At 74.9% G+C, this 12,992-nt stretch carries 10 protein-coding genes; 1 reads left to right on the top strand and 9 read right to left on the bottom strand.

Going from position 1 to position 12,992, the window contains the following annotated elements:
• The 7 genes from ACWD4P_RS29140 to ACWD4P_RS29110 form a co-directional block, all read right to left on the bottom strand.
• The coding region (locus tag ACWD4P_RS29140; RefSeq protein WP_449781676.1) for a CBS domain-containing protein at window positions 1–76 on the bottom strand (76 nt) is incomplete at its 3' end.
• Between the two features lie 29 nt (window positions 77–105).
• Window positions 106–1,554, bottom strand: coding sequence for an adenosylhomocysteinase (ahcY, locus tag ACWD4P_RS29135; RefSeq protein ID WP_359831119.1), 1,449 nt, complete (start codon window positions 1,552–1,554; stop codon window positions 106–108).
• A gap of 319 nt (window positions 1,555–1,873) precedes the next feature.
• Window positions 1,874–2,851 (bottom strand): cation diffusion facilitator family transporter, encoded by a 978-nt coding sequence (locus tag ACWD4P_RS29130; protein ID WP_449781675.1) that lies wholly within the window; start codon window positions 2,849–2,851, stop codon window positions 1,874–1,876.
• A 156-nt stretch (window positions 2,852–3,007) separates the two neighbouring features.
• Window positions 3,008–4,258, bottom strand: a complete 1,251-nt coding sequence (locus ACWD4P_RS29125; RefSeq protein WP_449781674.1) for an SIS domain-containing protein — start codon at window positions 4,256–4,258, stop codon at window positions 3,008–3,010.
• Window positions 4,259–4,338: 80 nt separating this feature from the next.
• Window positions 4,339–4,521 carry a Trm112 family protein gene (locus ACWD4P_RS29120; protein ID WP_359831018.1) on the bottom strand — a complete coding sequence of 61 codons (183 nt, stop codon included), beginning with the start codon at window positions 4,519–4,521 and terminating at the stop codon, window positions 4,339–4,341.
• A 109-nt stretch (window positions 4,522–4,630) separates the two neighbouring features.
• On the bottom strand, window positions 4,631–6,016 hold the full coding sequence (locus tag ACWD4P_RS29115; protein WP_449781673.1) for a phosphomannomutase/phosphoglucomutase: 1,386 nt from the start codon (window positions 6,014–6,016) through the stop codon (window positions 4,631–4,633).
• A gap of 127 nt (window positions 6,017–6,143) precedes the next feature.
• A complete protein-coding gene (locus tag ACWD4P_RS29110; protein ID WP_359831014.1) occupies window positions 6,144–6,509 on the bottom strand; it encodes a DUF3499 domain-containing protein in 366 nt (121 codons plus the stop codon).
• A 164-nt stretch (window positions 6,510–6,673) separates the two neighbouring features.
• On the opposite strand from ACWD4P_RS29110, the gene ACWD4P_RS29105 reads away from it, so the two are divergent.
• On the top strand, window positions 6,674–7,126 hold the full coding sequence (locus ACWD4P_RS29105; RefSeq protein WP_359831012.1) for a metallopeptidase family protein: 453 nt from the start codon (window positions 6,674–6,676) through the stop codon (window positions 7,124–7,126).
• 41 nt (window positions 7,127–7,167) lie between these two features.
• Here ACWD4P_RS29105 and ACWD4P_RS29100 read toward each other — a convergent pair whose 3' ends face one another.
• Window positions 7,168–8,931, bottom strand: a complete 1,764-nt coding sequence (locus ACWD4P_RS29100; RefSeq protein ID WP_449781672.1) for a DUF5719 family protein — start codon at window positions 8,929–8,931, stop codon at window positions 7,168–7,170.
• A 6-nt stretch (window positions 8,932–8,937) separates the two neighbouring features.
• Window positions 8,938–12,792, bottom strand: coding sequence for a glycosyltransferase (locus ACWD4P_RS29095; protein ID WP_449781671.1), 3,855 nt, complete (start codon window positions 12,790–12,792; stop codon window positions 8,938–8,940).
• Between the last annotated feature and the right edge of the window lie 200 nt (window positions 12,793–12,992).

Genomic DNA, 12,992 nt, shown 5'->3' with positions numbered 1-12,992 from the left:
AGACCCGCAGCAGGTCACCGCGGCTGACCATGCCGATGACCCGCCCCTCGTCGTCCAGCACCGGCAGCCGCTTCAGGCCGTGCCGGCCGTCGGGCGGGGCACCGGTCAGTAGCGGTACTGCTCGGCCTTGTACGGGCCCTCGACCGGAACGCCGATGTAGTCGGCCTGCTCCTTGGTCAGGGTGGTCAGCTTCACGCCCAGCGCGTCGAGGTGCAGGCGGGCGACCTTCTCGTCCAGGTGCTTCGGCAGCACGTAGACGCCGATCGGGTACTGCTCGGTCTTCGTGAACAGCTCGATCTGGGCGATCGTCTGGTTCGCGAAGGAGTTGGACATCACGAAGGACGGGTGGCCGGTCGCGTTGCCCAGGTTCAGCAGGCGGCCCTCGGACAGCATGATGATGGTGTGGCCGTCGGCGAAGCGCCACTCGTGGACCTGCGGCTTGACCTCGGTCTTCACGATGCCGGGGAGCTTCGACAGGCCCGCGATGTCGATCTCGTTGTCGAAGTGGCCGATGTTGCCGACGATCGCCTGGTGCTTCATCTGCTCCATGTGCGAGGCAAGGATGATGTCCTTGTTGCCCGTGGTGGTGATGAAGATGTCGGCGATCGAGACGACGTCCTCCAGGGTGGTGACCTGGTAGCCGTCCATCGCGGCCTGGAGCGCGCAGATCGGGTCGATCTCGGTGATGATCACGCGGGCGCCCTGGCCGCGCAGCGACTCGGCGCAGCCCTTGCCGACGTCGCCGTAGCCGCAGACGACCGCGACCTTGCCGCCGATCAGGACGTCGGTGGCGCGGTTGATGCCGTCGATCAGCGAGTGGCGGCAGCCGTACTTGTTGTCGAACTTCGACTTGGTGACGGCGTCGTTGACGTTGATGGCCGGGAACAGCAGCTTGCCGTCACGGTGCATCTCGTACAGGCGGTGGACACCGGTGGTGGTCTCCTCGGTCACGCCCTTGATCGTGGAGGCGACCTCGGTCCACTTGTTCGGGGTGTCCTTGAGGGTGCGGTTGAGCAGCTCCAGGATGATCCGGAACTCGTCGTTGTCCGCGGTGGACGGGTCCGGCGCGGCACCGGCCTTCTCGAACTCGACGCCCTTGTGGATCAGCAGGGTGGCGTCGCCGCCGTCGTCCAGGATCATGTTCGGGGTCTTGCCGTCGGGCCAGGTCAGGGCCTGCTCGGTGCACCACCAGTACTCGTCCAGGGTCTCGCCCTTCCAGGCGAAGACCGGAACGCCCTGCGGGTTCTCCGGGGTGCCCTCCGGGCCGACGGCGATGGCCGCGGCGGCGTGGTCCTGGGTGGAGAAGATGTTGCAGGAGCACCAGCGGACCTCGGCACCGAGCGCCGTCAGGGTCTCGATCAGGACGGCGGTCTGCACGGTCATGTGCAGCGAGCCGGTGATGCGGGCGCCGGCCAGCGGCTGGGACTCGGCGTACTCGGCGCGGATCGCCATCAGGCCGGGCATCTCGTGCTCGGCCAGCTGGATCTCCTTGCGGCCGAACGGCGCCAGGGAAAGGTCGGCGACCTTGAAGTCACCGGTGATGTCGGTCGACATGCGTCTGCTCCTCGCTGATGGGGGTGGGGCCAAGGTCCGGACGTGCCGTCGCGTGCGTCAGGCCGTACGGGTGCACGGCCACGCCGGAACCGCCGGGTCCGCTGGTGGACCGGCTTCCCGTTGCGCAGCACAAACCGTCGGAGGACCTCTCTCCCTCGACCGGCGAGCACCCCACGGGTGCGGGCCGCCGATCGACCGCCATCAGCAGCGACGTTCTGGCTCTGGTGACGAATCTACACCGACGGCCCCGCCGGCCGTCCGCCGATGACCGATTTCGGCCCCCGCTCCGACCCGCTCTCAAGCCGGGCCCCAGGAGGCCTCAGTGGGCCCCGACGGGGCCCGGGCCGCCGGGCGTGGCGGCCGGGTCGTCGCCCGCCGCGGCCTTCTCGGCGCTGTAGACGTCGGGCTCCAGGTAGATCGCCCTGGCGATCGGGACGGCCGCGCGGACCCGCTCCTCGGCGGCGTCGATCGCCGCCGCCACCCGGGCCGCGCTGTCCTCCGCGTTGACGGCGATCTTGGCGGCGACCAGCAGCTCCTCCGGGCCGAGGTGCAGGGTGCGCATGTGGATCACCCCGGTGACCGCGTCGCCGTCCACCAGCGCCTCCCGGATCCGGCGCACCGACTCCTTGTTCGCCGACTCACCGAGCAGCAGCGACTTGGTCTCCAGTGCGAGCACCACGGCGATCACCACCAGCAGGACGCCGATGCACAGGGTGCCGACGCCGTCCCAGACGCCGTCCCCGGTGATCACGGTGAGCCCGACACCGAACAGCGCGAGCACCAGGCCGATCAGCGCGCCGGTGTCCTCCAGCAGCACGACCGGCAGCTCCGGCGCCTTGGCGGTGCGGATGAACTGGGTCCAGCTCTGCTTGCCCTTGGCCTTCTCCGACTCCCGCATCGCGGTGAGGAAGGACCAGCCCTCCATGCCGATGGCGAAGACCAGCACGCCGACCGCCCAGCCCCAGGCGTCCAGCTTCTCCGGGTGGCTGATCTTGTGCCAGCCCTCGTAGATCGCGAACAGGCCACCGACGCTGAACAGCACGATGGCCACCAGGAAGCCGTACACGTAGCGCTCGCGGCCGTACCCGAAGGGGTGCTCCTCGTCGGCCGCCCGGCGCGCCCGCTTGCCACCGACCAGCAGCAGCACCTGGTTGCCGGAGTCGGCCACCGAGTGGACGCCCTCGGCCAGCATCGAGGAGGAGCCGGTGAAGCCGAAGGCGGTGAACTTGGCCGCCGCGATCGCCAGGTTCGCGGACAGGGCCGCGATGAGTGCCTTGGTGCCGCCCTCGGTGCTCATGCGGCCACCTCGCCGCACTCGGCGGGCGCTCCGCACACCGCGCACGCCCTGACGGCGTGCTCGCTCCGCTCATTCATGCCTGACAGTCCTCACGGGTCGGTACGGCTCGTCGAGCGCCTACCGTACCGGCCGTGACGTCCCGTCCGGCCGACCGTCTCAGGACTGCGCGGCGGCGAGGCCCAGGTAGACGGCGGCGAAGTCGGTCAGCGCGACCAGGTCGGCCAGCGCGTGCAGCGCGTCCGGCCGGGTGCTCGCGTACTCGGTCAGCCGGACGTCGTGCGCGGCGGCCAGCCGGTGCGCCCGGGAGACGCCGAAGCTGCGCGGCCCGGCGTCCTCCTCCGGCACCTCGACCGGACCGTCCTGCGCGTCCTCGGCCCCCGCGCCGGCCGCGCCGGGGGCGTGCCGCAGCAGCAGGACCTGCAGGTGCAGGGGGTCCGGCTCCTCGACCCGGTCGCGGAAGAAGTCGTCCGGGTCGGCGCCCGCCCCCAACTGCCCGGTGAACATGCCCCGGTGGGCGGTGAGCACCTGCGGCAGCGGACCGGCCAGCGCCGGGCGCCCGGCCCGGTCGGCCAGCTGGGCGGCGAACCGGGTCACGGCCGCCCCGGCGATCGGGCCCTCCGCCCACAGCAGCGGAACCGTCCCGGCCAGCCGGGCGGCAAGGCCCTTCGCCGGGTTGGTGTACGCGGCCGCGTCCGGGCGGCAGCGCACGGCGGCGGCGTCCAGCAGGTCGGCGACGGCCGGCAGCGCGTCGTACGGGAGCTGGGTGAGGCCGATCTTCTGGGCGAGCGCCAGCAGCGGGGTGAGGTGGGACCAGAGCGCCGCCGGGTCCTCGGCCGGCAGGTCCGGCTCGGCGGCCGCCACGGGCGCGACGTCCTCGGGCAGCACCGAGGCCACGAACGGCAGCGGCAGGGCGCGCACCTGCAGCGCGGCCCCGGCCAGCGCGCTGCCGGCCGGGGCGGTGACGACGATCGCGCAGCCGCGCGCGTACGCCTGCTCGGCGAGGGCGACCAGGCCCTGCTCGCCGCCGTCGGCGGAGCTGATCACCAGCAGGTCCAGCGGGCCGGCCCAGCCGGGCAGCTGCCAGCCGAGCCCGGCGGTCAGGGCGGGCGGGGCACCGGCCCGGTCGGCGCGCGGGGCGGCCGCCTCGGTCGGCGGCAGCGCGGTGACCAGGGTGGCCGTGCCGGCCAGCGCGGACAGCATCTCGGCGGCGGTCAGCGCGCTGCCGTGCCCGGCCACCAGGACGGCACGCGGCCGGCCGTCCGGCCGCAGCCGGTCGAGGCCGGCCGTCTCCGCCTGCCGCAGCGCGGTGCGGACCCGCGCCCCGGCACCGGCCAGGGCCAGCAGGGCGCGGTCGTGGTCGGCGCGCTGGAGCGCGGCCGGGTCGTCGAGCAGGGTGTCGTCGAGCATGCGGCGAACCTCCGGCTGCGGTCCTGGGGCGCGCGCTCCGCTGCGCGCCGGGCGGTCGGGGTGGGGCTTCGCCCCCAGGATCAGGCCGGGCGGCGGGCCTCGTCCACCAGGAGGACCGGAATGCCCTCGCGGACCGGGTACGCGAGACCGCAGTCGGCGCCGGTGCAGACCAGCTCGGGCTGCTCCTCGGTGCCGCCCTCGGCGACCGCGGCCCGGCACTGCGGGCAGACCAGGATCTCCAGCAGGAAGGATTCGAGCTTCATGGGGCTCTCCAAAGTTCGGGGGTGGCACGGAGGTGCCCCGGCCGATAGGAAACCCTACCGGCCGGGGCACCGGGCGCGGAGATCAGCCGCCCCACCGGGGCGGACCGGCTCAGCCGCGGACGACGGCCAGGACGCCGTCGCGCAGTTCGGCCATCCGCGCCGGGTCCTTGGCCTCGACGTTCAGGCGCAGCAGCGGCTCGGTGTTGGAGGCGCGCAGGTTGAACCACCAGTCCGGGCCGGCCACCGTCAGGCCGTCCAGCTCGTCGACCGTGGTGTCCTCCCCGCCGGCGTAGGCGGCGCGGACGGCGGCGGTGCTGGCGGCCTGGTCGGCCACGGTGCTGTTGATCTCGCCGGAGGCGGCGTAGCGGTCGTACTCGGCGGTGAGCTCGGACAGCGCGGCCGGCTGCCCGCCGAGCGCGGCGAGCACGTGCAGCGCGGCCAGCATGCCGGTGTCGGCGCGCCAGAAGTCGCGGAAGTAGTAGTGCGCGGAGTGCTCGCCGCCGAAGACGGCGTCGGTCTCGGCCATCTCCTGCTTGATGAAGGAGTGGCCGACCCGGGTGCGCACCGGCTTGGCGCCGAGCTCCCGGACCACCTCGGGGACGGTCCAGGAGGTGATCAGGTTGTGGATGACGGTCGGCTCGGCCTCGCCGGCGGCGCGGGCGCGGGCGATCTCGCGGACGGCGACCAGGGCGGTGATCGCCGACGGGGAGACCGGCTCGCCGCGCTCGTCCACGACGAAGCAGCGGTCGGCGTCGCCGTCGAAGGCCAGGCCCACGTCGGCGCCGACCTCGCGGACCTTGGCCTGGAGGTCGACCAGGTTCTTCGGGTCGAGCGGGTTGGCCTCGTGGTTCGGGAAGGTGCCGTCCAGCTCGAAGTACATCGGGACGAGCTCGATCGGCAGGCCGTCGAAGACGGTCGGCACGGTGTGGCCGCCCATGCCGTTGCCGGCGTCCACCGCGACCTTGAGCGGGCGGATCGCGGTCAGGTCGACCAGGCCCAGCAGGTGGTCGGCGTAGCCGCGCAGGGTGTCCTGGGCGGACAGCGAGCCCGGCTCCACGTCCTTGGCGGGCACGGCGACGGTGTCGTCCTCGGCCGTCCAGGACTCGACCAGCTCGCGGATCTCGGACAGGCCGGTGTCCTGGCCGACCGGGGCGGCGCCGGCCCGGCACAGCTTGATGCCGTTGTACTGGGCCGGGTTGTGGCTGGCGGTGAACATCGCGCCGGGCAGGTCGAGCTTGCCGCTGGCGTAGTAGAGCTGGTCGGTGGAGCACAGCCCGATCTGCACCACGTCGGCGCCGTAGGCGGCGGCGCCCTCGGCGAAGGCCAGGCTCAGCGACGGGGAGGAGGGGCGCATGTCGTGCCCGACCACGATCGCGGACGCGCCGGTGACCTGCACGAACGCGGCACCGAAGGCCCGGGACAGGCTCTCGTCCCACTGGTCCGGGACGACGCCTCGGACGTCGTACGCCTTCACGAGCTGCTTGAGGTCGCGCACTGCGGCTCCACCCTGGTCTTGGACTGATCACGGAACGTCGGGCCACCGCACGTCCGGTCGACGGGCGCGGTGACGGTAGACGGGCAGCGTACCCGGGTCGGACGAACGCCCCGTGCCGGGTGAGTCCTCAGTTGTCGGGCGAGCGCAGCACCCGGAGGTGGCCGCGGCGGCCGCCCTCGGTGGAATCGCCCTCGGGGCCGCGGCCCTGACGGGGGGTCTGCGGACGGGCGGCCTCGCGCACGGCGTTGGCCAGCGCCTCCAGGTCGTCGCTGCTGCGGCGCAGCGGCCCGGCCTCGGCGATGAGCCGGACGACCTCCCAGCCGCGCGGGGCGGTGAGGCGCTCGGCGTGCTCGGCGCACAGGTCGTAGCAGTGCGGCTCGGCGTAGGTGGCGAGCGGTCCGAGAACGGCGGTGGAGTCCGCGTAGACGTACGTCAGCGTCGCGACGGCCGGCCGGCCGCACGCGGTCCGCGAACAACGACGTACAGAGCTCACGAGGGTGGACGGTACCGCACTCCCCGCCGGGGAGCGAAGACCGCCTGCCCGGAAGGGGTGCCGTGTCGCCCCTCGGGCGCCGGGGCCGCGTATCCAACGCCCCGTGCGATTCCCGGTCGGAGTGGTCCACTTCCGACCGTCCAAGGACTACCCTCGGCAGTGATATGGACAGCTCCGCACCGCAGTCATCGACAGGCCCGGCGCGCCGCCCCCGGCACCGCGACCGGCACGGGCGGGGCCTGCGCGGGCCGCTGGCGCCGCCGCAGGTACCGATCTCGCTCACCCGTTCCGAACTGTTCGACGACTACGTCCGGGAGTCGGTGGAGCGTCTCGAACGGCGCTGGCCGCAGTTGATCGAGGTGGAGTTCGCCGTCCAGGAGGTGCCACTGCACGAGCCGGACGGCGCCGACGCCGAGGACGGCGTGCCGCTGGGGCGGGTGTCGCCGGCCCAGCAGGGGCGCAAGAGCCAGATCGTGGTGTACCGGCGGCCGGTGGAGATCCGGGCGAAGACCCGGGAGGACCGCGCGGCGCTGGTGCACGAGATCCTGATCGAGCAGGTCGCCGAGCTGCTGGGGCTGTCGCCGGACGCCATCGACCCGCGCTACGACGAGGACTGATCCCTCCCGGGCGGCACCGGCGGTGCCGCCCCGGAGGCCGCTCAGCGCAGGACGACGCCCGGGTCCTGGCGGGCCTGCGGCACCTTGACGGTGCTGCGGTCGTCGCGCAGCGCCTGGACGGTGAACATCGGCACGTCCTTGGCCGGCAGGGACAGCATCCGGGCGGCCACCACCGGGCCGCCGGAGACAGTCTCCACAGTGAGCGCGAAGACGCCGTTCAGCCCGGCGGGCTCGGGCGCCGGGAGCGCGACCGTGCCGCCGGCCGGGATCTGGACCTCCTTGGTGGCCGGGGTGCCGCCGCCGCTGCCGGCCGAGGCGGTGACCCGGACGGTGGCGGCCTCGCCGCTGGAGGTCAGGTAGAGCGTGGAGGCGCCGCCCCGGTTGTCGGCGACGGTGGCCCGGGCGCCGACCGGGTCGCTGCCGGTCAGCCAGGCCGCGTCGGTCTTGCCGTTGGCCGCCGCCCGGTCGATCCGCAGCCCGGCCACGATCGGGGTGCGGTGCTTGTCGTCGCTGGGCGACAGGCGCAGCCCGGCGACCTCGTCCCGGGTGACCTTGCCGAGGTCGACGGCGGCCACCATGCCCGCCTTGACGTGGATCGTCTCGTTGCCGGCCGGGCTGAACCAGCCGTTCTTGCCGGACAGCTGGATCTTCAGGTCGGCGTCGTCCTCCGGCGGCGCCCAGACCACCAGCCGGGCGGAGGCGGTGTCGGCGGGCAGGCCGGGCAGCACCTGGACGGGGGCAGGGTCGGCCGAGGCCGGGACCCAGTCGGCGCCCTTGCCGCCGTCGGCGGCGTGCAGCGCGGCGCCGACCCGTCCCGAGCGCACCACCACGTGCACCGCGAGGTCGGCGACCGCGCCCTTGCTGAGGGTCGACAGCAGGACGGACTGGGAGCTGCCGGGCGCCACGGTGATCCCGTTGGCGGCGTCGTTGTCGATCAGGCCCTTGTCGCCGTACAGCTTGATGTCCACCACCGCGGCGGAGGACTCGGTGTTGACCAGGCTGAGGTAGTCGACCCGGTCGCCGGCGGTGCTCGCCCCGGCGAACCAGAAGCTCGTCGCGGCCGGGGTGCAGGTGAGGCCGGACAGGCCGAGGCCGCGCTGCTCGGTGACCACCGTGGTCTGGGTGACGGTGAAGCCGGGGGCGAGGGCCCCGGTGGCGACGGCCCCGGTGCCGGGCGCGGCGTCGCCGTTGGCGGCCGGGCCGGTGACCGGGGTGCCGGGCTTGGTGACGGTCAGCCGGGCGTCGGCGGGCGCCGCGTCCTTGTCCTGGGCCGGGGCGCTGGGGGCGCCCGAACCGCTCGGGGCCGGGGCGGCGGGCGTCGCCGGGGCCGCGGGGGCAGCGGTCGGCTGGGCCGCGGGCACCGCGGGCGCGGCCGCGTCGGACAGCCAGCCGGCCCCGCCGGTGGCGGAGCCCGTCCCGGGCGGGGTGTAGGCGGTGAGCGTGGTCGACCCGGTCAGGCCCTGGATCGGCTGCGGGCAGACCTCCGACGTCCGCTCGACCTGCGCGGTGACCGGGGCGGCCGCGGCACCCGCCTTGGCCGGCGCGGCCGGCGGGCGCGCCTCGGCGATCCCGAACACCGCCGCCAGCACCACGGCGGCGGCGAGCAGGGACGGCGTGGTCCTGGCCGCACCGCCGGCTCCGGAACCTCCGGCCCCTGCGCCGAACGGGCCCCGGCCGCGACCGGGGCGGGCGGCCGGGGCGGTGCCGGCCGGCTCCGCCGTGAAGGCGGGCCCGGCCGGCCCGGCGGCCTCTCCGGCGCCGGACTTCTTCCTGAACGCGGGCTTCTTCATCGCGGGCTTCTTCATCGCGGGTCAGTTCCCCGATCCGTGCTGGTGCGGGTACCGGCCGGGGCCGTTGGGGTCGTTCGGGTCGTAGTAGGGCTCGCCGCCCTGCTGCCCGGGCAGCCAGGGCTGCTGCTGCGGCTGCTGCTGGCTGCCGTCGTACCCCTGGGCGTCGTAGCCGTACGGCTGCTCGGCCTGGTACGGCTGCTGCTCGTAGCCCTGCTGCTGGTAGCCCTCATAGCCGTGGCCGTCGTACGTCCGGCCGCCGTACGGCGCGGCGACCGGCTGCTGGGCCGCGTACTGGTCGTAGCTGTACGGGTCGGCCTGCTGGTACGCCTGGTACGGGTCGGTGAACTGCTCGGCGTCCTGGATCGCGGCGGCCGCCTGGACGGCTCCGGTCACCGGCTCGCCGACCGGCTGCGCCGGGATCGTGCCCGGCCGGTCGTACACCCCGGACTCGTCGTCACCGCCCTCGGCGCCGTCCGTGCCCTCGCCGCGCTCCGCCATCCGGCGGGCCCGGCGGCTGCCGGGGGCGGGGGCCTGCGCCTGGGCGGCGGCGGCCAGCGCCGCGGCGGCGACCGCCTCCTCGGGCAGGTCGTCGTCCTTGTGGCTGCGGCGGCCGGGCAGGGCCAGCACCAGGATGGTGAGGCCGAGCAGCACCTGGGCCCAGATCCAGCCGGTGTGGGCGGCGCCGTCCTCCCGGGTGACGGCCAGCTTGCCGCCGGCGGCCGGGAGCTTGAAGCCCTGCGCCCAGCCGTCGACGGTGGTGGGCTCCAGCGCGGTGCCGTTCACGGTGGCCTTCCACTCCGGGGCGGCGGACTCGGCGAGCCGCAGCACCCGGCCGTCCGGGCCGGCCGGGACGGTGGCGGACAGGTCGCGGGCCCCGGACGGAACGACCACCGGGGCCGCGCTCGGGGCGGTGATCACCGCGCGGACCGCGGGGGTGCCGTTGACCTGCCAGAGCGCGGCGGCACCGTCCTGGTTGGCCTTGACCAGGCCGGGGGTGGTGTCCAGGACGTCCTTGTAGACGTCGATCACCGGCTGCTGGACCAGCACGTAGGCGATGCCGTAGCCGGCCAGGGCACTCGCCTGGTCGGCGCCGGAGCCGGCCAGCAGGCTGCCGACCATCTTGTTCAGGCCGTCCTGGGTGCCGGTCGCCGGGTCGGTGGTGGACTCGGCCTGGCCGAGCGTCAGACCCGCGCCGCGCAGCACGGTGTAGCGGACCGAGCCGCCGTTCCTCTCCCCCGTGACGACCAGGGTGCGGGCCCGGTCGGTGGTGCCGGCCTCCTCGGCGATGAACGCGGGGACCTGGTCGGCCTGGCCGCGGTGCAGCGGCTTGCCGGCTCCGGTCAGCGCCCACCACAGGCCGGTGCCCAGCGGGGCCAGCACGGCCGCGGCCACCACCAGGGCGGCCACCGGCTGGCGCCAGCCGAAGGCGATCCCGGCCACGCGGGCGTTGGCGCCGTCGGCGCCGATCGCGGCGGCGGCCAGCAGGGCGATCCCGGCGATCAGGGTGGCCGGGCCGGACCAGGCCGGCACCGCCGGACCGCCGGAGGCCGGAGTGACGGAGGTGCCCGCGACCGCGACCGCGAAGACCAGGCCGGCCCCGGCCGCGGCCCAGGCGGCGAGCACCCCGCGGCGGCGGTCGGCGCGCAGCAGTGCGGCCAGCGCGGCGAGCACGACACCCGCCGAGAGCCAGACCGGCGGCACCCCGGCGCCGCCCGGGTTCACCAGCAGCAGGCCGGCCGCGCTCGCTCCGGCGCCGTGCAGGCCGGGCAGCCCGGCCTCCAGCAGCAGCCACTGCGGGTGCGACAGCACCGTGAGCGACCACGGGGCCAGCACCGCGACCGGCACCGCCAGGATCACCAGGACGCGCAGGCCGAGCAGCCGCAGCGCCGCGCCGCCGGAGCCGAAGGCGCTGCCGCGCACCACCGCGACGACCAGCATCGCGAGGCAGAGCGGCACCGCGAGCGCCCACGTTATCGGGACGAAGGAGGTGGCCAGGGTGAGCAGCAGGACGGTCATCCAGACCGGGCGCCAGCCCGGGCGGGCGCCCTTGGCGGCGCTCTCCGCGCGGATGCCGAGGCCGGCCGCGATGGCGGCGGCGCGGGCCAGCGGGGGCAGCAGTACGGCGAGCACCGCGGTGCCGATCCGGCCCTGGGCGAGCGCGCCGGTCGCGGCGGGCAGCAGCGCGTAGGTGGCGCTGGCCCAGGCGCGGACCAGCTTGGAGTCCAGCAGCGGCCGGGACACCAGGTAGGCGCTGACCGCGGACAGCGGGACGGCGAGCACCACGAGCAGGGTGAGCGCGAGGTCGGCGTGGCCGAACAGCAGCCAGGAGAGCACCGCGAGGACGCCCAGGTACGGCGGTGCGGCGGCGGTGGAACCGGTGCCGACCGGGTGCCAGGCGTCCGCGTACATCGACCAGAGGCCACCGGCCCCGTCGGCCGCCGGCAGCAGGGCGCCGCCGAACAGCTCGCCGCCGCCGAGCAGGCCGCGGCAGGCGATCAGGGCGAACACCAGCAGGGCCGCGAAGAGCAGCGGCGCCGGGCGCCGGGCGAGCTTCTTCAGCAGCGTGAACTGCTCGACGACCAGGTCCTCGGTGTCCTCGTCCCCGCCGGCCTCGGCCGAGCCGTGCCGGCCGCCGGTGTCGTCGCCGCCCCCTATCCCGAGCGAGCCGACGACGCCCTCGACCGCCAGCCGGGTGGTGGCGCCGGGGGCCGGGAAGAGCGTGCGGTCGTCCAGGGCGTCCGCCGACCGGGCGCGGGCGCGGCGCTTGCGCGCGGCCAGCAGCCTCGGGAAGCGGACGAGTTCGTGGCCGAGGCCGGCCAGTTCGTCGAACGCCTGGCGCGGGTCCTTGCCGAGCAGGTTGGTGACGGCCCGCACCAGGGTGCCGAGCACCAGCCGCAGCAGGACGTAGGGGAAGAGCGCGCCCCTGCAGTTGGTGAGCAGGGTGTAGACGGCGCCGGCCTTGTCCACCCGGTGCGGGTGGGCGGGGCCGCAGTCGATCGCGCGGCGCTCGCGGACGGCCGCCTCGGCGTGCCGCAGCACGGCGTCGGGGGCGACCACCACGCGGTGGCCGGCGGCGTTGACCCGCCAGCAGAAGTCGGTGTCGTCCCGCATCAGCGGCAGGGCCCGGTCGAAGCCGCCGAGTTCCTCGAAGACGTCCCGGCGCACCAGCATGCCGGCGCTGGAGACGGCGAGCACCGGGCGGACCTGGTCGTGCTGGCCCTGGTCCTGCTCGCGGCGGTCGAGTCCGGTCCAACGCCGACCGGAGCGGGCGATGGTGACGCCGACCTCCAGCAGCTGCCGCCGGTCGTACCAGCTGCGCAGCTTGGGGCCGACCACGGCGGCGCTGGGGGTGGAGTCGGCGACCTGCAGCAGCCGGCGCAGCGCGTCGGTCTGCGGCTCGCAGTCGTCGTGCAGCAGCCAGAGCCACTCGACCGGCCGGGTCTCGCGCGGGCCGCCGCGGCCGAGGTCGTCCTCCTGGGCGAGCGGGTCGCCGAAGTCGTCCCAGCCGCCGGTGACGGGGTCGTAGCCGGAGGCGTCGAGCCGGTACGGCAGGTCCTCCGGGCGCAGCGGCGCGCTGCCCGCCACGGCCTCGGCGACGGCGGTGCCGAAGCCCGCCCGGCGGCCGAGGACCAGCGGGCCGCTGTCGGGCAGCCAGTCGCCGAGGGTGTCCGCGAGCAGTTGCGGAGAGTTGTCGGTGGATCCGGTGTCGACCGCGAGGATGCGCTGGACCTGACGGTCCTGACCAAGCAGGCCTGCCAGGGCCTGCGGGAGCCAGCGGGCGCCGTCGTGCGAGACGATCACCGCAGTGACCAGGTGGCGCGGGTAGGCGGGCGGCCTGGAAGCGGTGGAGCCGCTCTGGTGGCTGTAGACGGTCATCGCGTGCGCGGGCCCCAGTTCTCGGTGGACACAGCCGGTGAACGGCAACCGGATGGCGCACCACACTAACGGCTCCGGGTGGCCGGTTCGTCCGGGGTGTGCGTGCGGAGACGGTGAAGGGGGCCCCGGGAACACGAAAGCGCCCCACCGTCACGGTGAGGCGCTCGTACAGCTGTGCGGCTGCCACTCGCTGTCGAAGG

Source organism: Kitasatospora sp. NPDC002543, from assembly GCF_053594915.1.
Note: the sequence above shows the minus strand (reverse complement) of the source record. Positions and strands in the feature narration are given on the sequence as shown.